25 protein-coding genes are annotated in these 17061 nt (G+C 70.8%); 11 read left to right on the forward strand and 14 right to left on the reverse strand.

What is annotated here, in order from left to right; all coding sequences use genetic code 11:
* Position 1 precedes the first annotated feature (1 nt).
* The 3 genes from H6G99_RS04600 (at position 2) to H6G99_RS04610 (ending at position 1257) form a co-directional block, all read left to right on the forward strand.
* Positions 2-283 carry an antibiotic biosynthesis monooxygenase gene (locus H6G99_RS04600; protein ID WP_190610204.1) on the forward strand — a complete coding sequence of 94 codons (282 nt, stop codon included), beginning with the start codon at positions 2-4 and terminating at the stop codon, positions 281-283.
* A gap of 231 nt (positions 284-514) precedes the next feature.
* Positions 515-769, forward strand: coding sequence for a DUF3721 domain-containing protein (locus tag H6G99_RS04605; RefSeq protein ID WP_502690423.1), 255 nt, complete (start codon positions 515-517; stop codon positions 767-769).
* Positions 769-1257 (forward strand): DUF3721 domain-containing protein, encoded by a 489-nt coding sequence (locus tag H6G99_RS04610; protein ID WP_190610206.1) that lies wholly within the window; start codon positions 769-771, stop codon positions 1255-1257. Before H6G99_RS04605 ends, H6G99_RS04610 begins: the two co-directional genes overlap by 1 nt.
* 2 nt (positions 1258-1259) lie before the next feature.
* On the opposite strand, the gene H6G99_RS04615 is transcribed toward H6G99_RS04610, so the two are convergent.
* Genes H6G99_RS04615 through H6G99_RS04625 form a run of 3 tightly spaced genes read right to left on the reverse strand, consistent with a single transcriptional unit; the run spans position 1260 to position 3009 of the window.
* Positions 1260-1745, reverse strand: coding sequence for a GNAT family N-acetyltransferase (locus tag H6G99_RS04615; RefSeq protein WP_190610208.1), 486 nt, complete (start codon positions 1743-1745; stop codon positions 1260-1262).
* Positions 1742-2179: a hypothetical protein gene (locus tag H6G99_RS04620; protein WP_190610209.1), complete on the reverse strand. Its 438-nt coding sequence runs from the start codon at positions 2177-2179 to the stop codon at positions 1742-1744. The genes H6G99_RS04615 and H6G99_RS04620 overlap by 4 nt, the downstream gene beginning before the upstream one ends.
* On the reverse strand, positions 2176-3009 hold the full coding sequence (locus H6G99_RS04625) for a sulfite exporter TauE/SafE family protein (RefSeq protein WP_353617173.1): 834 nt from the start codon (positions 3007-3009) through the stop codon (positions 2176-2178). Before H6G99_RS04625 ends, H6G99_RS04620 begins: the two co-directional genes overlap by 4 nt.
* Positions 3010-3196: 187 nt before the next feature.
* Between H6G99_RS04625 and H6G99_RS04630 the strand changes: the two genes are divergently transcribed.
* Positions 3197-3541: an ArsR/SmtB family transcription factor gene (locus tag H6G99_RS04630; RefSeq protein WP_094585233.1), complete on the forward strand. Its 345-nt coding sequence runs from the start codon at positions 3197-3199 to the stop codon at positions 3539-3541.
* Between the two features lie 8 nt (positions 3542-3549).
* Here H6G99_RS04630 and H6G99_RS04635 read toward each other — a convergent pair whose 3' ends face one another.
* A complete protein-coding gene (locus tag H6G99_RS04635; protein ID WP_502707667.1) occupies positions 3550-4074 on the reverse strand; it encodes an HPP family protein in 525 nt (174 codons plus the stop codon).
* Positions 4075-4277: 203 nt separating this feature from the next.
* On the opposite strand from H6G99_RS04635, the gene H6G99_RS04640 reads away from it, so the two are divergent.
* A complete protein-coding gene (locus tag H6G99_RS04640) occupies positions 4278-4898 on the forward strand; it encodes a cytochrome b/b6 domain-containing protein (protein WP_233133896.1) in 621 nt (206 codons plus the stop codon).
* Positions 4898-5599: a molybdopterin-dependent oxidoreductase gene (locus H6G99_RS04645; RefSeq protein ID WP_190610213.1), complete on the forward strand. Its 702-nt coding sequence runs from the start codon at positions 4898-4900 to the stop codon at positions 5597-5599. The genes H6G99_RS04640 and H6G99_RS04645 overlap by 1 nt, the downstream gene beginning before the upstream one ends.
* A 23-nt stretch (positions 5600-5622) precedes the next feature.
* Here H6G99_RS04645 and H6G99_RS04650 read toward each other — a convergent pair whose 3' ends face one another.
* Both H6G99_RS04650 and H6G99_RS16545 read right to left on the reverse strand, forming a co-directional pair.
* Positions 5623-6126, reverse strand: a complete 504-nt coding sequence (locus tag H6G99_RS04650) for a DM13 domain-containing protein (protein WP_190610215.1) — start codon at positions 6124-6126, stop codon at positions 5623-5625.
* A gap of 110 nt (positions 6127-6236) precedes the next feature.
* Positions 6237-7112 carry a hypothetical protein gene (locus H6G99_RS16545; RefSeq protein WP_190610216.1) on the reverse strand — a complete coding sequence of 292 codons (876 nt, stop codon included), beginning with the start codon at positions 7110-7112 and terminating at the stop codon, positions 6237-6239.
* A gap of 103 nt (positions 7113-7215) precedes the next feature.
* Between H6G99_RS16545 and H6G99_RS04660 the strand changes: the two genes are divergently transcribed.
* The 4 genes from H6G99_RS04660 to H6G99_RS04675 all read left to right on the forward strand — a co-directional run bounded on the left by H6G99_RS04660 (position 7216) and on the right by H6G99_RS04675 (position 10210).
* Positions 7216-8214 (forward strand): DMT family transporter, encoded by a 999-nt coding sequence (locus H6G99_RS04660; RefSeq protein ID WP_190610218.1) that lies wholly within the window; start codon positions 7216-7218, stop codon positions 8212-8214.
* A 131-nt stretch (positions 8215-8345) separates the two neighbouring features.
* Complete coding sequence (locus H6G99_RS04665) at positions 8346-8810, forward strand: sigma-70 family RNA polymerase sigma factor (protein WP_353617174.1); 465 nt, start codon at positions 8346-8348, stop codon at positions 8808-8810.
* On the forward strand, positions 8807-9508 hold the full coding sequence (locus H6G99_RS04670) for an anti-sigma factor (protein WP_190610220.1): 702 nt from the start codon (positions 8807-8809) through the stop codon (positions 9506-9508). Before H6G99_RS04665 ends, H6G99_RS04670 begins: the two co-directional genes overlap by 4 nt.
* A 3-nt stretch (positions 9509-9511) precedes the next feature.
* Complete coding sequence (locus tag H6G99_RS04675) at positions 9512-10210, forward strand: cupin domain-containing protein (protein ID WP_190610222.1); 699 nt, start codon at positions 9512-9514, stop codon at positions 10208-10210.
* A 7-nt stretch (positions 10211-10217) separates the two neighbouring features.
* Here the strand turns inward: H6G99_RS04675 and H6G99_RS04680 are convergent, their stop codons facing one another.
* The 7 genes from H6G99_RS04680 to H6G99_RS04710 all read right to left on the reverse strand — a co-directional run bounded on the left by H6G99_RS04680 (position 10218) and on the right by H6G99_RS04710 (position 15194).
* Positions 10218-11054: a metal ABC transporter permease gene (locus tag H6G99_RS04680; RefSeq protein ID WP_190610223.1), complete on the reverse strand. Its 837-nt coding sequence runs from the start codon at positions 11052-11054 to the stop codon at positions 10218-10220.
* Between the two features lie 238 nt (positions 11055-11292).
* Positions 11293-11505, reverse strand: a complete 213-nt coding sequence (locus H6G99_RS04685; RefSeq protein WP_094585224.1) for a DUF8657 domain-containing function — start codon at positions 11503-11505, stop codon at positions 11293-11295.
* Positions 11506-11741: 236 nt separating this feature from the next.
* Entirely contained in the window at positions 11742-12110 is a 369-nt protein-coding gene (locus tag H6G99_RS04690) for an AbrB family transcriptional regulator (protein ID WP_015110192.1), read from the reverse strand.
* Positions 12111-12178: 68 nt separating this feature from the next.
* Complete coding sequence (locus tag H6G99_RS04695; protein ID WP_094585223.1) at positions 12179-13411, reverse strand: mechanosensitive ion channel family protein; 1233 nt, start codon at positions 13409-13411, stop codon at positions 12179-12181.
* Positions 13408-14715 carry an extracellular solute-binding protein gene (locus H6G99_RS04700; RefSeq protein WP_094585222.1) on the reverse strand — a complete coding sequence of 436 codons (1308 nt, stop codon included), beginning with the start codon at positions 14713-14715 and terminating at the stop codon, positions 13408-13410. Before H6G99_RS04700 ends, H6G99_RS04695 begins: the two co-directional genes overlap by 4 nt.
* Before the next feature lie 9 nt (positions 14716-14724).
* A complete protein-coding gene (locus H6G99_RS04705) occupies positions 14725-14925 on the reverse strand; it encodes a hypothetical protein (protein WP_190610225.1) in 201 nt (66 codons plus the stop codon).
* A 14-nt stretch (positions 14926-14939) separates the two neighbouring features.
* Positions 14940-15194, reverse strand: a complete 255-nt coding sequence (locus H6G99_RS04710; RefSeq protein ID WP_094585220.1) for a hypothetical protein — start codon at positions 15192-15194, stop codon at positions 14940-14942.
* Positions 15195-15256: 62 nt separating this feature from the next.
* Here H6G99_RS04710 and H6G99_RS04715 point away from each other — a divergent pair, with 62 nt between their 5' ends.
* Complete coding sequence (locus H6G99_RS04715; protein WP_190610227.1) at positions 15257-15736, forward strand: protein phosphatase; 480 nt, start codon at positions 15257-15259, stop codon at positions 15734-15736.
* On the opposite strand, the gene H6G99_RS04720 is transcribed toward H6G99_RS04715, so the two are convergent.
* On the reverse strand, positions 15651-16976 hold the full coding sequence (locus H6G99_RS04720; RefSeq protein ID WP_190610228.1) for a ScyD/ScyE family protein: 1326 nt from the start codon (positions 16974-16976) through the stop codon (positions 15651-15653). The genes H6G99_RS04715 and H6G99_RS04720 overlap by 86 nt on opposite strands.
* Positions 16977-17061: the final 85 nt, after the last annotated feature.

The following is a 17061-nucleotide window of genomic DNA, read 5'->3' on the forward strand; positions in this document are numbered from 1 at the left end:
CATGGACCATGTGCTGATCATCCACGCCGTGCGGGACTACGGGGCCTGGAAACAGGTGTTCGACGCGGCGGCCAGCCTGCGCCGTGAGGCCGGCGAGCGGTCGTTCCAGGTGCTCCGAGATGCGAGCGACCCCAACAAGGTGGTGCACTTCTCCCGCTGGGAATCGATCGCCAGGGCGAAGGCGTTCTTCGAGTCCCCCGAGCTGGTGGAGATTCGTCGCCAGGCCGGTGTCGAATCCCCGGAGTTCCTCTATCTGCATCAGCTGGAGGCGGGCACGCTGTGACAGCTGGTGCCTTCCCCCCATGAGCCCCATCTTCCCCGGCCGTTACACCACCCAGATCGAGGGCCCGGGCCGGAACCCATCAACCGGCCACCGGCGCCAGGGAAACGGCGAGCCGGCGCCTCGGCCGGGACGGCGATCCCACCGTGCCCAGCTATGACAACCCCTGAACTCCCAGCGCCAGCACTCCCTGAGATCAGCACTGCCAGAATGATTGTCGTTTCAGGAATCGTCGTGTCTCTCCTTCGGCCGCCCCTTGCTCCCCTGGCCGCCGCCGCCGGCCTCCTGGCCGCCCTGGGCGGCGCCCCCGCCCTGGCCCAGCAGCCCGGCCATGGGGCCCAGAAGGCGGTGTTCGCCACCAAGGCGGAAGCCGAAGCCGCCGCCAAGCACTTCAACTGCACCGGGGCGCACAAGATGGGCAACCAGTGGATGCCCTGTGCCACCCATGGCGAAACCAAAGGCGGGACGTCCGGCCACGGCTCCCACTGATGCCTGACCCAGCCGCGCCCGAGAATCCACCCTCCGGCGGCGCCCCTCCCTCCAGCGGCCCCTCGGCCTGTGGTGGCCGGCCGAAGATCGTCGCCATCGGCATCGCCCCCCTGGGCATCATCTCGATCGGCATCGTCCCCATGGGGGTGATCAGCATCGGCGTTGTGCCGATGGGAGTGCTGAGCCTGGGGGCGGTGGCGATGGGGGTGATCAACGCCTCCGTGGTGGGCATGGGCATCCTCATCGCCGGGGTGAACGTGATGGGCGTCTGGTGGGTGGGGATGGAGGGGATGGGCCCCTACCGCCTCGGCAGCCCAAGCGGCCAGGTGCACCATCACCACAACCACAGCTCAGGCCAGGGCCAGCCCAACCTCTACGCCTACCCCAGCCGCGAGGAGGCCCTCAGGAAGGCGAAGGAACTCGGCTGCGAAGGGGCCCACGCCATGGGCTCCCTCTGGATGCCCTGCGAGCAACACCCCACCCCCTGAACTCAGGCCAGGGTCTTGAACATCACCAGCGCATCCACCTCCCCCAGGCGGGGATGGCGGAACGCCCCCGGCAGCCGGCCGATGGTGCGGAAGCCGTTGCGGCTCCAGGCGGCCACGCCGGCGGTGTTGGTGCTCACCACCAGGTTGAACTGCATCGCCGTGAACCCCCGCCGCCGCGCCTCCTCCTGGGAGTGGTGGCAGAGGGCATGGCCCACGCCCCGGCCCCGGGCGGCCTCGGCCACCACATAGCCGGCGTTGGCCACGTGGGCGCCCAGGCACGGCTGGTTGGGGCGCAGGTAGTAGGTGCCCAGGATGGCGCCGTCCGCATCGGTGGCCACGAAGGTGGCGGCGACGGCCCCCACCCAGGCCTGATGGGCGGCGTCGCTGTCGATGGACGGGTCGTGGGGGAAGGTTTCGCCGGCACGGAACACCGGCTCCAGCACCGCCCACACCCCTGGCCAGTCGGCCGGTTCGAACGCCCGGATCATCCCGCCGCTTGCACCACGATCGATTTGGTCACCGTACCGGGCAGATTCCGCGACACCGGACAGACCTTCATGCGCCGCTCCAGAAAGGCCCGGCTGGCCCCATCCAGCGCGGGCGTCGCCGCCCCATCGGCCGCCTCCAGCCGCACCTGGAACGTGCCCTCCACCGCCTCGACCATCCAGTCGGCGGAGGCGGTCACGCTCAGCACCCCGTCCACGGCCGCCAGGGGCAGGTGCCGCTCGAGGGCGTTGGCCACCAGGTAGTGGTGCTGGCAGAGCAGCAGCGACAGCAGGAAGAGCCGGAAGCCGGGGGTCTGCAGGCTGGGCTCCAGCGGCTGCCACGGCTCCTGCTCGCCGTTGCGGAAATCGACGCTGAGGCTGTCACCGGCGGCGCCGTGGCGGCTCTGCAGCTGGAACTGGAACAGGAGCTGGCTCATGGCTGGTGCGGGACGGTGTGGGTGGGGGGACTGGCGGCGCCGAGGCTGCGCTGGCGCTGGAGGGCTTCGGCGCCCGTGAGCAGGGCTGACCCGACCAGCAGGGCGGCGAAGCCCTGGCGCAGGTGGCGATCGGAGAGGTGGGGGGCCAGGGCCTGGCCGCCGATCGCGCCCAGCAGTCCGCCGCCGATCAGGGGCGCCAGCAGGGGCAGGCCGGCCGCCGGCCAGTGCCCGAGGGCCCCGAGGGCCACCAGGCTGTTGGTGGCGATCAGCACCAGGCTGGTGCCGCTGGCCAGGGGCATCGGCAGACCGGCCAGCAGCACCAGGGCGGGCACGATGGCGAAGCCGCCGCCCACGCCGGCGATCCCGGTGAGCAGGCCCACCAGCACCCCCTGCCCCGCCAGGGCCAGGCTCCCTCCGGGCCGCCGGGATCCGGTGGCGTGCCTGTCGCCGCCAGGGCCGCGTTGCCGCCGTGAGAGCAACCAGGCGGCCACCAGGGCGGCCGCGGCGAACACCGCCAGCTGCACCGGCTCGGGGATCAGCCCCTGCTTGACGAGGGAGCCGCCGATCCAGCTGCCCGCCAGGGCCGGCACCCCCAGGATCAGGGCGGGCCGGGGCGCCACCTGGCGCCGCCGCAGGTAGGGGCCGGCGTTGGCCACCGCCAGCAGGGTGACGGCCAGGAGCGACAGGGGCACCGCCTCACGGGTGGGCAGCCCGGCGCCGCTGATCAGCAGGGGCAGCAACAGGATCGAGCCGCCGGCGCCGAGCACCGCCAGCAGGAATCCGATCACGGCACCGCCAGAGGCCATCAGCAGCAGCAGCGGGCCGCTCAAGACCGTCCCCTCCGCCGGGACCGGGCGGCATGGCGTGGCGATGCGGGGACGGCGGACATCGCGGGGCTTGGACTGGTGACTATGACCATACACGCATACAACGGCAAAAGAGTGAAAGCTGCCGCTGTCTGCGCCCCATCGGCGGGAACGGCGCTGCATAATGTCGCTAGCGTCATAGTGATCTGGCATGGGCGTGGTCGGTCCCGGTTCGATTCCCAGTCCGGAGCTGCTGGAGGAGTTCAGCCAGTTCTTCCGGCTGCTGAGCGAGCCGGCCCGGCTCCAGCTGCTCTGCCATCTGCGGCAGGGTCCCTGCGATGTCGCCTCCCTGATCGAGGCCACCGGGTTCAGCCAGTCCCACATCAGTCGCCAGCTCTCCCAGCTGCAGCGGGCCGGCCTCGTGAGTTGCGAGCGCGAAGGGGTCCGGCTCATCTACCGGGCCGACGCCGAGCTGGTGGAGGAGCTCTGCCACCTGGTCCAGACGCGCATGAAGCAGCGCCTGCAGCAGCAGCTCGACCAGCTCCATTCCGCCTGAGGCCCGGATCAGAGCCAGTGCGCCGGGTACGCAGAGGCTCCCCTGACCCCCCGGCTGAACAGCCAGGCGAGCAACACGAGCAGCACCGACCCCGAGAGCACGGGAAACAGCACGAATCCGGCACCGGCCTTGAGAAAGACCCCGAGAAAGGCGACGCCGCCGGCCGGGGGGTGGAGGCAACGACCCAGTTGCCCCACCACGATCGTGAGCCCGACCGCCAGGGCCACACCCCAGGCACCGGACCAGCCGCAGCTCACCACCAGAATTGCGATCAGGCCCCCCAGTCCGTTGCCCAGAACGATGTTGCGGGGCTGGGCCAGGGGGCTGCGGGGGTGGCCGAACAACAGCACCGAGGACGCCCCCAGCGGGGCCGCCATCAGCAGGTAGCCGCTCCAGGCGCTGAGACCACCGAGCAGGGCCAGGGACAGCAAAGCCCCGAGCCAGGAGAAGGCCAGGTGGTCGCGGGTGAAACGCGGCTGGTAGGCCCTGCCCCTCTCTCGCTCTGTGTGAACGGAAGCCAGGAGTCGCCCCAACCACCATGTGCCCGTCCCACGGGCGCCGGAGCCTGCAACGCGAGGGTGCTGGCGTTCAGGAGCCGATGGCCCGGCCCGGAGAGTCATGGGAGGCAACCGCAAGGGGTTGACCGACCCATTGTGGTGAGTTCTGCCGCTGGATCGTGTGGCAGCGGGTACAAGGACAGCTCGGCAGACTGACGGCGTTCCCTTGGCGTCAGCCGGTGATCACGCTCTCTGACGCCTCCGGCTCCGCTCGCCCGGGCGCCCACCCCCTGTGGACGAGGGCCTTCCACGGTTTCAACCTGCTGGTGCTGCTGCTGATGGCCGGCAGCGGCCTGGAGATCTACAACGCCAATCCGGTCTTCGGCGGCCGGGCGGGGGCGACCGTGCCCGAGTGGCTCACCCTCGGCGGCTGGCTGGCCGGCGGCCGCGACTGGCACTTCGGCGTCATGGGTCTGTATGCCGCCAACCTGGGGCTCTGGATCGGCCTGCTGCTGCAGCGCCGCCACCGGCGCCTGGCCGACGGCGGCGATCTGGGCACCCTGCGCCGCAGCGCCAGTCCCCCCCGGCGCCGCCTGGCCAGCCACCGGATCACCTACACCCTGATGCTGGTCGTGCTGGCCTTCAGCCTGATCACGGGCCTGGCCATGTACAAGCCGGCCCAGCTGTGGTGGCTGGTGTCCCTGTTCGCCTTCGCCGAGCCGGCCGGCCACTCCAGCTGGCAGACGCTGCGGGTCTGTCACCTGGCCACCATCCCCGCCATCGCCCTGCTGCTGGTGGCCCACGTGGGGCTCTCCTGGCGGGTGGGCGGCCTGCGGCTGCTGCGGCGCATGGCCCTGTGATGGGCAGCGACCCCGGCCGCCGCCGTGCCCTCGGCCTGCTGGTCTCCGGCGGCTCCTCCCTGCTGCTCGGCGGCTGTGGCCTCAACCGCTGGAGCACCGCGGTGGGCGCCGCCACCCAGCCGCTGAACGAACGGATCGAGGCCCTGCTGCAGGGCCAGGGGCCGGTGCCCGAATTCCGGCGCAGCCAGGTGGAGCCGGCCGCCCTGCTGGTCAACAGCTTCAACGGCACCCCCAACCTCCCGCCGGAGAGCTACCGGCTCGTGGTCAACGGGGCGGTGCGCCGGCCCCTGCGCCTTGATCTGGCCGCCCTGGCCGCCCTGCCCCAGCGGGAGTGCGTCGTCCGCCACGTCTGCGTGGAGGGCTGGGCGGCGATCGTCGCCTGGTCGGGCCCGCGTCTGGCCGATGTGCTGGCCCTGGCGGGCCCGTCTCCCCTCGGGGCCTATCTGGCGATCCGTTCCGCCGACCAGTACTTCGAGACCTGGGATCTGGCCTCCGCCTTGCACCCCCAGACCCTGCTCGCCACCCACATGAACGGGGCGCCGCTGCCCGTGGCCAACGGCGCCCCCGTGCGGCTGGCGAGCCCCATCAAGCTCGGCTACAAGCAGAGCAAGTGGGTCACCGGCCTGGAGCTGATGACAAGCCTCGGCGACCGCCTCGGCACCTGGGAGGACAGGGGCTACGAGTGGTTCGCCGGACTCTGAGTGGACGCTGAGGGGCCTGGCGCTCAGGGCTTGAGGGGCGCCCAGGCCATGGTGGCGTTGAACTTCTGGCACCAGATCAGCACCGATTTCTGGGCCTTGAGGTCGATCGAGGCGGGGATCACGTAGCTCTGGCCCCCCTTGCTGGATTTCAGCTTCGACAGCAGCGTGTAGCTGCCGGGCTTGAGGGGGAAGCCGGGGGCCTTGCTCATCGCCAGGGGCGTGGCGGAGGGGCTGAAGGCCACCCACAGATCCGGGGCCATGTCGTTGGTCTTGAAGTCGCCGCTGAGGGTGAGCACCGTCTTGCCGCCCTGCTCGCTGATCGAGAAGCCGCCGCTCACGGGAGCCTCTGCCTTGCGGAAGCTGCCGCTGGCCTTCGCCATGGCCTGGGCCAGGGAAGCCAGGGCGGGGGTGATCGGCTCGACGGCGGGGAGGCCGAGGCTGCGGGCGGGGAGGACGGTGCCGGAGAAGGCCGCCGCCGCCACCAGGGTGAGGGCGCCGGTGAGGACGGTGCGGGGGGAGCGGGTCATGGCGAATGGGGTGTGAGGGGCGAGGGACAGGCCAGGCGTTGCGACGCCAGAACCCGCGCTCACCAGCAGATACCCATGGGCGGCCGCTCCGGATTCGATCCGGTGCCGGTTCAGGTGATCGGCACGGTGTGGTGGAGGGCGTCGAGATTCACCTGGCGACGCCCCCGGCCGTCGACGGACACCAGATCGGCAAAGGTCCGGCCCTGGAGAATGTCCTCGATGCGGTAGTGGTGGACCTGGAGCAGGGACGATCCCGTCACCTCGTCGGAACCCTCCACCAGCACCATCAGGGCACCGCTGGCCCGGGCGATGGCGTCGAGACCCAGCTGGACCAGGGGACTCTCCGGGGTGAGCGGGTGGGTCAGCACCGCCGTCACATGCAGCTGGGGCGTGGAGGGGTTCAGCAAGGGCAGCGGGTGCACCCGGCGTTGCCACAGCCCCGGTTCAATCTCCTCATCCACGAACAGGGCCATCGTGTACGACACCTTCAACCAGTAGCTGGGGTCGGTGGTGACGAAGCGGCAGCTGAGGTGACCACCGGGCCAGCAGCTCAGGCACAGCTGGCGGCTGAACCGCAGCGGGGAATCCACCTGGGTGAAGCGCAGGAAGAACAGACCCGTGACCATGGCGGTGGTCAGGATGCCGATGATCCGCTGGCCCGCCGCCAGGCCCAGGGTGTAGGGCGAGTTCACCCTGGCCGACTGGAAGCTGGCGCTGAACATGTTCTGCAGGGCGAAGATGCCGCTGGCGGGCAGCCCCATCGCCCCCTCCGCCTCCACATGGCCGGCATCCAGCTGGAACGCCAGGGCGAAGATCAGCACCTCCGCCAGGTAGATGAGCGTCATCGCCAGGAAGAACACCGGCCATGGCATCCGCATCGCCATCGACACCGGCTGGCGCCAGAGGCTGGTCCAGGGGCTGCGCTGGTGATCCAGGGTGCGGCGTGCTGGCCGCGACAGCTGGTTGAGGACGGTGGAGAGGCGCACGAGGACCCGGAGCCCGACGCAGGAACAGTAGGGGCCCCGGCCCAGCGCTCCGGGCCGCTCTCCGGCTGTTCCCTGGTGGCCTGGAGGGCGCCATCCTGAGCCGATGAGGCTCCCAGATCCATCGGACGGGCGAGCGCGGCCGATCCCGGGCCTGCTGCCGCTGCTGCTCTACGTGCTGCTGCGGGGGATGGACGCCACCGTGCTCAAGGGCCTGCAGGACCACGGGATGGCCCATCCGGTGGATGGTGAGAACCCGATCAGCTTCTGCAATGTCTTCTTCCTGGCCCAGCTCACGGTGGGTCTGGCGGCCCTGATCCCCGGACGGCGCAGCCTGGGCAACGACCTGGCGCAGCTGGGGCCGGCCGATCGGCGCCTGCTCGCCCTGCACGGGGGCCTGGGCCTGTTTCTCGGGCCCGTGGCCTACTACCTCGCCCTGGAATCCCTCTCGGTGATCAGCCAGACGCTGCTGTTCGCCCTGGTGTTGCCCGTCTCCGCCCTGCTGGCGCGCTGGCTGCTCGGGGAGGCGCTCCCCGCCGGCTTCCGGCTCAGCCTGGTGCTGATCGGTGCCGGGCTGGTCGTGCCCCAGGCGGCCACGGCCATGGGCAGCGGCCGGATGGATGACGCCGCCGGCATCGCCTGGGCCCTGGTGGGGGTGCTGGCCTTCGCCGGCTCGGCCGTCAGCGGCCGCGCCATCGCCGCCCGCCGCTGGCCGGCGGCCGTGAGTGTGGGGGTGCCCACCCTGCTGAGTGCCCTGGTCTTCGGCGCCATCGCCCTGGTGCTGTTCGGACCGCAGCATTTCCTCCTGCTGCGGCTCTGGTGGGTGGTGGGGGTGATCGGCGTCTATGCCGTCACCCTCTCCCTCGGCCGTGAACTGGCCCTGCGCCAGGCCTACCGCCGCTGCAGCGTGGCCGTCGTCTCCCTCTGGAGCTCCCTGGCCCTGGTGGTGGCGGTCCTCAGCGCCGCCCTGCTGCTGGGGGAACCGTTGGGCATCCCCGTGCTGGCCGGTGCGGCCCTGGTGCTGGCCGGCGTGTTCGTCAGCCGCCGGCCGGGCCCCATCCGATCGCAGCCTTCGCCGGTATCCGAAGAACGGCACTCCCGCTGAACACCCCCCGGTCGTGAACCCCTCCGACGCCGACGCCCCCCCCCAGACGGCCGCCGCTGCGGGGCTCCCTTTCGGGGGCCCCTGGCGAGGCCGGCGATCTGGGCGCGCTCTACGACAGCTGCAGCGGTCCGGTGTACCGCCTGGCCCTGCGGCTGTGCCGCTCGAGCCAGGAGGCCGAAGACCTCACCCATGACGTCTTCCTGCGCTACTGGCAGCAGGGGCGCTACGACCCCGCTCGGGGTCCGGTGCTGGCCTACCTGCTGCTGTTGACCCGCTCGATGGCCATCAACCGCCTCAACCAGCGCGCCAACCGCTGGCAGCTGGTGCAACGCTGGTCGGAGCACCTGTTCCCGTCGGCCGTGCCCACCCCCCACGACCGTGCCGAGTCGGAGGATCTGGCCGACAGGGTCCGGGGGGCCCTGGCGGCGATCCCCGCCAACCAGCGCCAGGTGCTGGAGATGGCCTACTACGAAGGACTCAGCCAGTCGGCGATCGGAGCGCTGCTGGAGCTGCCCCTCGGCACCGTCAAGACCCGCGCCCGCCAGGGCCTGATCCGCCTGCGCGCCCTCCTCCACGATTCGCCCGCCCAGCCATGACTCCCGACGCCATCCCCACCCCCGATGCCGCCGGCATCGACGCCCTGCTCGCCGGCCATGCCCTGGGGGACCTCGAGGAGGCCGAGCGGGAGCAGCTGGCGATGCTGCTGCGGGAGCGGCCCGAGCTGCGCCAGCGGCTCGAGGAGTTCAGCACCACCCTGGAGCTGCTGCCCCTGGCCCTGCCGGCCACCGCGGTGCCGCCTCCCGCCCTGCGCCGGCGCCTCCTGCAGCCCAGCGCCCGGCCGGGGCCCTGGCGTCTCTGGCTGGTGCCCTCCCTGCTGGCGGCCGGCCTGCTGGTGCTCGCCGGCGAGCTGCACCAGACCCGCCAGCAGCTGGCGGGTCTGCAGCGGCAGTTGGCGCCGGCACCGCTCGCCGATCCCCGCCTGTTGCCGCTGCAGGCCGTGCAGCCCGGCCAGAAGGCGGCCGGTGAGGTGCTGGTCACCGGCAACCGCACCCACAACCTGCTGACCCTCAGCCACCTCCCCCCCCTGCCGCCGCAGCGCACCTACCGCCTCTGGGCCACCGTGGGGGGAAAGACCGTCGGTTGCGTCCACTTTGTGCCCAACGCCAGCGGCCAGGTGGCCATGCCCATCCCCCTCTCCCCCACCAGCCAAGCCAGCGCCGTCAGCGTCAGCGTTGAAGGCGAGCCCAACGGCCCGGCGCCCAAGGGCCCGATGCTGCTCACCAGCTCCCTCTGAACGATGGCCCCCGCCCCCCTCCCCACCCAGCTCCATGCCGATCCGGCCCTGCGGGTGGTCGTCGACAGCGGCTCTCTGCCCTGGTATCTCTCACCCCTGGCCGGGGTGGAGCGGCGCCCGCTGGAGCGCGACGGCGGGGAGGTCGCCCGGGCCACCTCGGTTGTCCGCTACGCCCCCGGCAGCCGTTTCTCCCCCCATGGGCACGACGGCGGCGAGGAGTTTCTCGTGCTCGAGGGGGTCTTCTCGGATGAGCAGGGCGACTACGGCCCCGGCACCTACGTGCGTAACCCGGTCGGCTCCGCCCATGCCCCTTTCAGTGCGGCCGGCTGCACCATCCTGGTGAAGCTCCGCCAGATGGATCCGGCCGACCAGACGCGGGTCGTGATCGACACCGGCTCCTCCACCTTCGTGCCCGGCCTGGTGCCCGGCCTGAGCGTCCTGCCCCTGCATGGCTTCGGCCTGGAGCACGTGGCCCTGGTGCGCTGGGAGCCCGGAACTCGCTTCCCCCTCCACGCCCACCCGGGGGGCGAGGAGATCTTCGTGCTCGAGGGGGTGTTCGAGGACGAGCAGGGGGCCTACCCGGCCGGGACCTGGCTGCGCAATCCGGCCGGCAGTCGCCATGCGCCCTTCAGCGGCAGCGGTTGCCTGATCTGGGTCAAGACCGGCCACCTTGACCCGGGGACGGCCTCCCCGCCCGGCTGATCGCGGTTCAGGAGGTCGCCGCCCGGCCCCGCAGCGGTGCCACCGCCAGGGAGACCAGGAAGGCCACCAGCTGGGCGATCACGACGCAGGGGCCGGAGGGCAGCGCAAAGGCGGCCGACAGCAGCAGGCCGAGCACGGCGCCGGCGGCCCCGAGTCCGGCGGAGAGGGCCACATAGGTGCCGAAGCGCCGACTGACCAGCCGCGAGGCACAGGCGGGGATGACCACGAAGGCGCTGATTAGCAGCACCCCCACCGCCTTGACGGAGATGGCCACCACCACGGCCAGCAGGACCAGGAACAGCAACCGGTGCAGGGAGACGGCCACCCCCCGGGAGCGAGCGAGGGGTTCGTCGAGGGTGAGAAGCACCTGGTCGCGCCGGGTGAGGGTGAGGTAGCCGGTGGTGACGACGAGCAGGGCCCCGATCAGGGCCAGGTCAAGCCAGGTGACCCCCAGGATGTCGCCGAACAGGAGCTGCTGGATGCCGCCCTTGTAGACGTGCAGCAGGCTCAGGGCCACCACGGCCATGGCGAGCGAAGAGGAATAGACGATGTTCAGCAGGGCATCGGCCGGCAGCTTGCTGCGTTGCACCAGCTGGTTCGTCATCAGGGCGAACAGCACCGCGAAGGGGATCAGCACCAGGGTGGGATCGATCCCCAGCAGCAGGCCCAGGGTGATGCCGAGCAGGGCCGAATGGCCCAGGGCGTCACTGAAGAAGGAAAGCTGGCGCAGCACGGCGAAGCTGCCCAGCACGCCGCCGAGGGCGCCGCTGAGAAGACCGCCCAGCAGGGCCCGCTGCATGAAGGGGAGCTGGAGCAGCTCCACCAGGGTCGATGCCCCTGCCATGCCCTCGGTCATGGGTGCTGTCCCCGGTCCGTCGCTGCCATCGGCTCAGGGTACCCAGGGCGCTCGTGTGCGACCTCAGGAGAGTGTGTGGGCCAGGGCCAGGTCCAGGGCCTCCGCGACCAGGGCCAGCGAGGCCGCCAGCAGGGCCAGGCGACCGGCGCGGCAGAACAGCCGTGAGGTGATGACGAAACCCATCGGGATCATGGCTTTACTCCGGTGCAGGGCAAGGGGGAAGGGCTCAGTGGGAGGGGCGGTGCAGGGGACGCAGATCGGGCAGGGCGGCCGAGAAGGCGGGGGATCCGTGGCGGGTGAGGGGCCAGCGCCGCACCCAGCAGCTGTCGGTTTCCTCGTCGATGCTGATCACCTGGTAGGTGCCGCCCTGGCGGCTGCCCAGCGCCACGAAGCTGCCGGGGTGCAGGGCTGCTGCCGGATGGGATGGGGGGTGAGGCATGGATGGACCACGCAGCGGCCTTCAACGTAACAGAAGGTTGCGGATTGGTTGACGATTCGCCCCGTCGTGTGCGTTCCAAAGCACAGGGCCCGGACCCCGAACACACGTAGCCCCCCTCGAGCATGACCCGAGGGGGGCTACTTTGCGAAGGCGTTGGGGAGTTGATCAATCTCCCCGGCCCCGCACCTTTGGTTTAGATCGGAAGCGACGGCGACAGCGGTACGCCGTACAAAGCTTCACTCGTCGTCGTCGGAGCCGCCCACGGGCACCAGCCGGATCGCCTTGCGACCGAGCTTGATCTCGAATTCATCGCCCGGCTCGAGGCCCAGCATCGCGGTGTAGGCCTTGCCCACCAGCAGGTTGCCGTTGAACTGGACCTTGGCGGTATAGCCGAGCTTGCGGCCGGCCTTGGTGGCCGCCTTGCCGACGCCGTCGCCGAGGTTGATCCCCTTGGCATCGAGAAGCGCTTCGTAGAAGGCCGTGAAGTTCAGGCGCTCGTTGCCGTCCTTCTTGGTGCTCACGTAGCCGCAGCTGCGCACCAGATCGGACTTCGAGGCATCGCCCAGCTCTTTCACCTTGGCGAGCAGATCGGCACCTTTGAGCATGATGCAATGGCGGTTGGTATTGGGCGAAATTCTACAACTCGGGCCTGCGATCGCCAGGGGAGCCAGGTTCAGCTTTTGGGTGGACCCTCCACCTGGTACTGCACCTGCTGGGGGAAGGGGATCTCGATCTGCCGGTCCCGGAAGACCCGCCAGATGGCGGCCTGGACTTCGCTGCAGATGGAGACGTTATCCATCGGGTTGGCGATCCAGAAACGCAGGGCGTAGTCGATGGAGGAATCGCCATAACGCAGCAGCAGGCCCTTCGGCGCCGGGGTGGCCAGAATCCGGCTCTGGCCGCGGGCCGTGGCTTCCAGCAGGGCGATCACGTCGTCGGGATCGTGGTGGTAGGCCGCACTGACCAGCACCTGGCTGCGCCGCAGGGTGTCGGTGCCCGTGTAGGTGACGGTGGTGCTGGTGAAGAAGGTCTGATTCGGGATCACCAGTTCGGCGTTATCCCGGTCGCGCCAGAGCACGGCGGCCCGCAGGCCGAGGCTGCGCACTTCACAGGGATCACCGTCGATGAACAGCACCTCCCCAGGCCGCACCGACCCCTCGAACAACAGCCAGAGGCCGCTGACGAAGTTCGAGAAGACTTCCTTGATGCCAAAACCCAGGCCCACCGAAAGACCGCCGGCCACCGCCAGGATCGCGGTGCGGTTGAAGCCCACGTGATCGAGGGCCCAGACGATGCCAACGGCCACCGCCGCATAGCGGATCATCAGGGCCAGGGCCCGGCGGCTGCCGTTGCTGATGCCCACGCTGCGCTGCACCAGCCAGGCCACACCCTGGGCCGGCGGCCCGGTGCCCATGGCCAGCACGTACAGGATCACCACCGCCAGCAAAAAGCTGCCCACGGTCACTTCTGAGCCGAACCATTCGCCGATGGGGATCAGGGCCAGATCCTGGGGGTTGTCGAACACCCGGATCACCAGCAAAGCGGCGACCAGCAGGTACGCCGGGCGGATCAGGCGCGTCTCCAGCAACTGCATCGGCTGGGGCTGGATGAAGCGGCCCAGGAGCAGTCGCACCCCGCCCAGCCCCAGCCAGCCGAGGTACAGGAGCAGCCCCAGCAGCACCAGGCCGAAGGGCTGCCCGCCCAGCCCCAGGGCCAGCGACAGCAGGCCCAGCAGCGTGGGGATCACCAGCTTCGGCCGCCCTGCCGGGGGAAACCGCGGGGCCAGCCGCGGGCCCAGCAGCCCCTGGCCGAGGAACACGAGCAGCAACAGGATCAGCTGGACACGCACCTCCATGCGTTGCAGGTAGCCGAACCAGCCGAGGATCTCCAGCAGCAGCATGTTCATCGGGACCTCTCGCCACCCAGCAGGTCGATCAGGCCCTTGAGGGCGTCCTGCTGGCTCAGGTCATCAAAGAGGAAACGGGTGAGCAGCGCCTGCCAGGCGTCCCTCTGGCTCTTGCTGGTCTTCCCCTCCAGGCGGAGCGTCGAGCTCTTGATCGACTGCTTTCGGCCCTCCACCATGGCGGCCACCACGGAGGAACTGCTCACCGGCGGAGCCACCTTCCGGTTCACCGGCAGCACGTACTGGTTGCGAAGGACCATGTCTCGCTGGTGCAGCGGACTGATGGCGAACCGGGCCAGGGCCAGGGCCAGCTGGCGCTGGCCCGGACTGGAGTTGACCCCGAAGGCGAGCACCCGCTCCCGGGTGATCGGGCTGGCGGTGCCGAAGGGGCCGGAGGGCAGGGGGGACACGCCCAGGTTCGTGCCCAGGCGCGACCGGAGCCGGGTGATGTTGATGCTGCGGCAGGGAATCCAGTCGAGGGTCCCCACCATCAGCTCCTTCAGCAGTTCCGTCTCGGTGGGGTAAACGGTGACGTGCTGTTGCAGGTCGGCCTCGCGCAACCACTGCAGCCAGCCATCCAGGCTGGTCCGCATCGCCGGGGTCACCGGTTTCCCGGCCAGCAGGTCGCTGACGGCGTCGATCGCCCCAAGCGGGCCCAGGGTCCAGGCCAGGCTCACCGCATCGAGAGACAGCCCCACCTCCATCCCCTTGGCACTGAAGGCCAGCAGCTCGCTGAGGGTGGCGGGGCTGCGGCTGACGCGGCGCCGATCGAAGCAGGCCACAAGGGGCTGCAGCTCCAGGGGGATGCCCGTCAGGGTGCCGTCCCTGCGCCGGACCCGTACCACCGAACCCGCATCCAGCTGATCCAGCACCGCGGCCGGCAAGGACACGGTGCTGATGAGCCGTTCCCGGGCCAGTTCCTGGGCCGTGGACTCGTTCACAAGGAGCAGGTCGGGGCTCAGGCCGGTCCGGTTGCGGACGAGGAGTTCATTGCGCAGCCGTTCCTCGGTGAAGGTTTCCACCTGGAGCCTGACCCGCGGCTGCAGGGTGCGGAACGAGGCCTGAAGCAGGGCCGTGCGTTCACGGACTTCCTTCTGCAGTTCGGTGTCCAGGGCCTCCTGACTGACCCCAACCGCGATGTAGAGGGTGCCCTCGAGGGGGCGCAGGATCGGCTGCAGCCGCTGCCCCTGGCAGCCCCCCAGGGAGGCCAGCAACGGGATGGCGAGCCCCACGGCGAGCCGGGTGATCCGGGCCTGGCGTCGGCCCTGGCCGGGCGGGGTGGGGGAGCGGCGGAGGAGGGGGATCACATGGGGAGGTTAGGGGTGTTGCCCGCGGCGGGCCCGCAGGGCCAGCACGGTGGGGCCGACCCAGTAGGCCCCTGGATCCAGGCGCGCCCTGGCCATGGCCGCGGCGGCAGCGGCGGCCTCCTCGGCCGACCCGTGCCCCTGGCGGATTAGCTCCTCCTCCGGTTCGGTCCCCAGGACGTAGCTGTCCGCCGGCGAGTCGCCTGGGGTCATCGACCGGGCGCCGCTCAGTCCTCGGGGTAGAGCAGTTCGGCGAGTTCGTCGGGGTCCACGTCGTAGACACGGGCCAGGGTGGTCTCGATGGCGCTGGTCACCACATCCGGCAGGAAGCGCATCGCGTTCAGGGCGTCGTCGGCGATGTCGTCGGTGAGGAGTTTGTCGCCCCCCAGCTTCTCGTCGTTGATCACGGCCATCACCCAGCTCTGGTAGGCGGTGACGAGATCGGCGAACTCGAGCTCAGGATCGTTCAGATCGAGGGCCATCGGGCGTCTCCAGGGACGGTCGTTGCCCCTGCAGTTTGCCGCTTGGCCGTCAGGATGGCTGGATGGATCAGGAACCCCTGCCATCGGTGGCCTCCCTGCAGGGCACCCTGTTCGACTTCGCCATCGCCGAACTGGTGCGCCAGCACCGGCAGAGCTTCCCGCCCCTGTGGACGGCGGAGAGCTGGGCCAAGCTGCTCATCTGGCTGGCCCTCAGCTGCGGCTGCTCCGGGGAGGCCCGGGCCCTCGAGGCCTTCGCGGCGGCCCTGGGTCCGGCGCTCACGGCCCGCATGCGGCGGCTGTTCTTCGAGCGGGAACTCCCCGACCACAACCTGCGGGTGATGGCCGATCCGGCCGAGCAGCAGGTGCTCGTGCTGCCCCTGGAGCCCGGGCCCGCGACCGGCACCCCGGAGGCCATCGCCCCCGAGCGGGTGGCCGCCGCCCTCGAGGCGGTGGGCCTCAGCCCGCTGGTGTCGGACGATCGAGGCCGCTGGCAATCGCTGGAGGCGCTGGTCGCCGTGCCCTGGCGGAACGGACAGGGCTGAGGCCGGCGCAGCGGCGCCGCAGGCGCCGGGCCTGGGCGAAGGCGACGCCGACGCCGAGCAGGGGCAGGGGGCCGGGCACCGGCGACGGGGTGAGGGCGAGCAGCTGGCCGTTCACCCCGTCGCCATCGTTGGCCACGTAGATCGTGCCGTCGCGGCCGACGGCCAGGCCCGTGGGGCTGACCAGGTCGTCGAAGATCGTGCGGACGCTGCCATCGAGGCCCAGCCTCAGGATGCTGCCCGACGGGGGGCCCCAGAAGTCATCGCTGTACTGGAGCAGGTAGAGCGAATCATCCGGTCCGGCGGCGATGTCGATCAGGTTGCTGAAGCCGCCGGCGAACTTCGTCACCGGGTTGGTGAAGTCGTAGCGGAACACGTCGGCGGTCCCGGGGGCGAAGGGAAAGCCGGAGAGCTGGGCGATGTACAGCGCCCCGTCGGGGCCGATGGTCATGCCGGTGGGCACGGCCTGGGCCGGGACCTCGGGGAAGGGGAAGGGGAAGGGCAGCGGCGGGGTGGTGACGAGCTCCTCCGGGAACACGTTCACCAGCGAGACCTGGTTGGCGCCGTTGGCCTTCACCAGGCTGTTGCCGCCCGAGTCGGTGACGTAGGTGTCGTCCCCGCGCACCACCAGGGCGAAGGGATTGCTGTTGAGATCCTTGCCGTCGGGATTCTGCGTCGCTTCGAAACCGGCGATGTCGGCCAGGGGCGTCAGGCTGCCGGCGGTCAGGTCGATGGCGACCGTCTGGCCGAAGAGGGAGCTGCCCGCGCCGGGGATCAGGGTGGGGTTGGCGCCGAAGCCGAAGACGCCGAAGAGCTGGCCGGAGCCGTTGAAGGCGAGGTCCGCCAGGCCCGTTCCCTCCGGGAACAGGGGGGAGGACTGGACCGCCAGGGAGGGCAGGTTGGAGAGCGCCCGGGAATAGACGTTGGTGTTGCGGTCGAAGAGGCCCACGGCCCCGGTGGTGCCGTAGCAGAGGGTGTTGCCGCTGCCGGCGACGAGACAGGGGCCGCTGCCGCCCCGGCCCGCTTCACTGAGCACGAGGTTGCCGTTCGGCGCGATCGTCAGCCCGCGCGGATTCTCCAGCCCCGTCGCCAGGGTCCGGACCCGGTACGGAGCGGCGTCGGCGGGGGCGCCTGCGGCCAGCAGGCCGGCGCCGGCCCAGGCCCCCAGGGCCAGGCCAAGCAGCCCATGGCCAGGCCGGAGCGGACGTTGGCGGGAGGCGGGGTGCAGCGGCGACGGCGTCATCGGCAAGACGGTCCGGGGGAGGCGACAGGCGGCACTCTGCCGATCCTGCGGGCCCCGTCAAGACGCCGAGGACACCCCCGGTGGA

Origin of the sequence: Synechococcus sp. FACHB-909, assembly GCF_014698945.1 — a bacterium.
Taxonomy (GTDB): domain Bacteria; phylum Cyanobacteriota; class Cyanobacteriia; order PCC-6307; family Cyanobiaceae; genus Cyanobium.

Bases quoted from the DNA above. Each gene is read 5' to 3' on its own strand.
- H6G99_RS04705 (WP_190610225.1), bottom strand. From the start codon at position 14,925: ATGACCCCAGGCGACTCGCCGGCGGACAGCTACGTCCTGGGGACCGAA.
- H6G99_RS04715 (WP_190610227.1), top strand. From the start codon at position 15,257: ATGGATCAGGAACCCCTGCCATCGGTGGCCTCCCTGCAGGGCACCCTG.
- H6G99_RS04685 (WP_094585224.1), bottom strand. From the start codon at position 11,505: ATGCCTCACCCCCCATCCCATCCGGCAGCAGCCCTGCACCCCGGCAGC.
- H6G99_RS04720 (WP_190610228.1), bottom strand. From the start codon at position 16,976: ATGACGCCGTCGCCGCTGCACCCCGCCTCCCGCCAACGTCCGCTCCGG.
- H6G99_RS04615 (WP_190610208.1), bottom strand. From the start codon at position 1,745: ATGATCCGGGCGTTCGAACCGGCCGACTGGCCAGGGGTGTGGGCGGTG.
- H6G99_RS04620 (WP_190610209.1), bottom strand. From the start codon at position 2,179: ATGAGCCAGCTCCTGTTCCAGTTCCAGCTGCAGAGCCGCCACGGCGCC.
- H6G99_RS04675 (WP_190610222.1), top strand. From the start codon at position 9,512: ATGGCCCCCGCCCCCCTCCCCACCCAGCTCCATGCCGATCCGGCCCTG.
- H6G99_RS04600 (WP_190610204.1), top strand. From the start codon at position 2: ATGGACCATGTGCTGATCATCCACGCCGTGCGGGACTACGGGGCCTGG.
- H6G99_RS04660 (WP_190610218.1), top strand. From the start codon at position 7,216: ATGAGGCTCCCAGATCCATCGGACGGGCGAGCGCGGCCGATCCCGGGC.
- H6G99_RS04710 (WP_094585220.1), bottom strand. From the start codon at position 15,194: ATGGCCCTCGATCTGAACGATCCTGAGCTCGAGTTCGCCGATCTCGTC.
- H6G99_RS04680 (WP_190610223.1), bottom strand. From the start codon at position 11,054: ATGGCAGGGGCATCGACCCTGGTGGAGCTGCTCCAGCTCCCCTTCATG.
- H6G99_RS04650 (WP_190610215.1), bottom strand. From the start codon at position 6,126: ATGACCCGCTCCCCCCGCACCGTCCTCACCGGCGCCCTCACCCTGGTG.
- H6G99_RS04670 (WP_190610220.1), top strand. From the start codon at position 8,807: ATGACTCCCGACGCCATCCCCACCCCCGATGCCGCCGGCATCGACGCC.
- H6G99_RS04610 (WP_190610206.1), top strand. From the start codon at position 769: ATGCCTGACCCAGCCGCGCCCGAGAATCCACCCTCCGGCGGCGCCCCT.
- H6G99_RS04690 (WP_015110192.1), bottom strand. From the start codon at position 12,110: ATGCTCAAAGGTGCCGATCTGCTCGCCAAGGTGAAAGAGCTGGGCGAT.
- H6G99_RS04645 (WP_190610213.1), top strand. From the start codon at position 4,898: ATGGGCAGCGACCCCGGCCGCCGCCGTGCCCTCGGCCTGCTGGTCTCC.
- H6G99_RS04695 (WP_094585223.1), bottom strand. From the start codon at position 13,411: ATGAACATGCTGCTGCTGGAGATCCTCGGCTGGTTCGGCTACCTGCAA.
- H6G99_RS04630 (WP_094585233.1), top strand. From the start codon at position 3,197: ATGGGCGTGGTCGGTCCCGGTTCGATTCCCAGTCCGGAGCTGCTGGAG.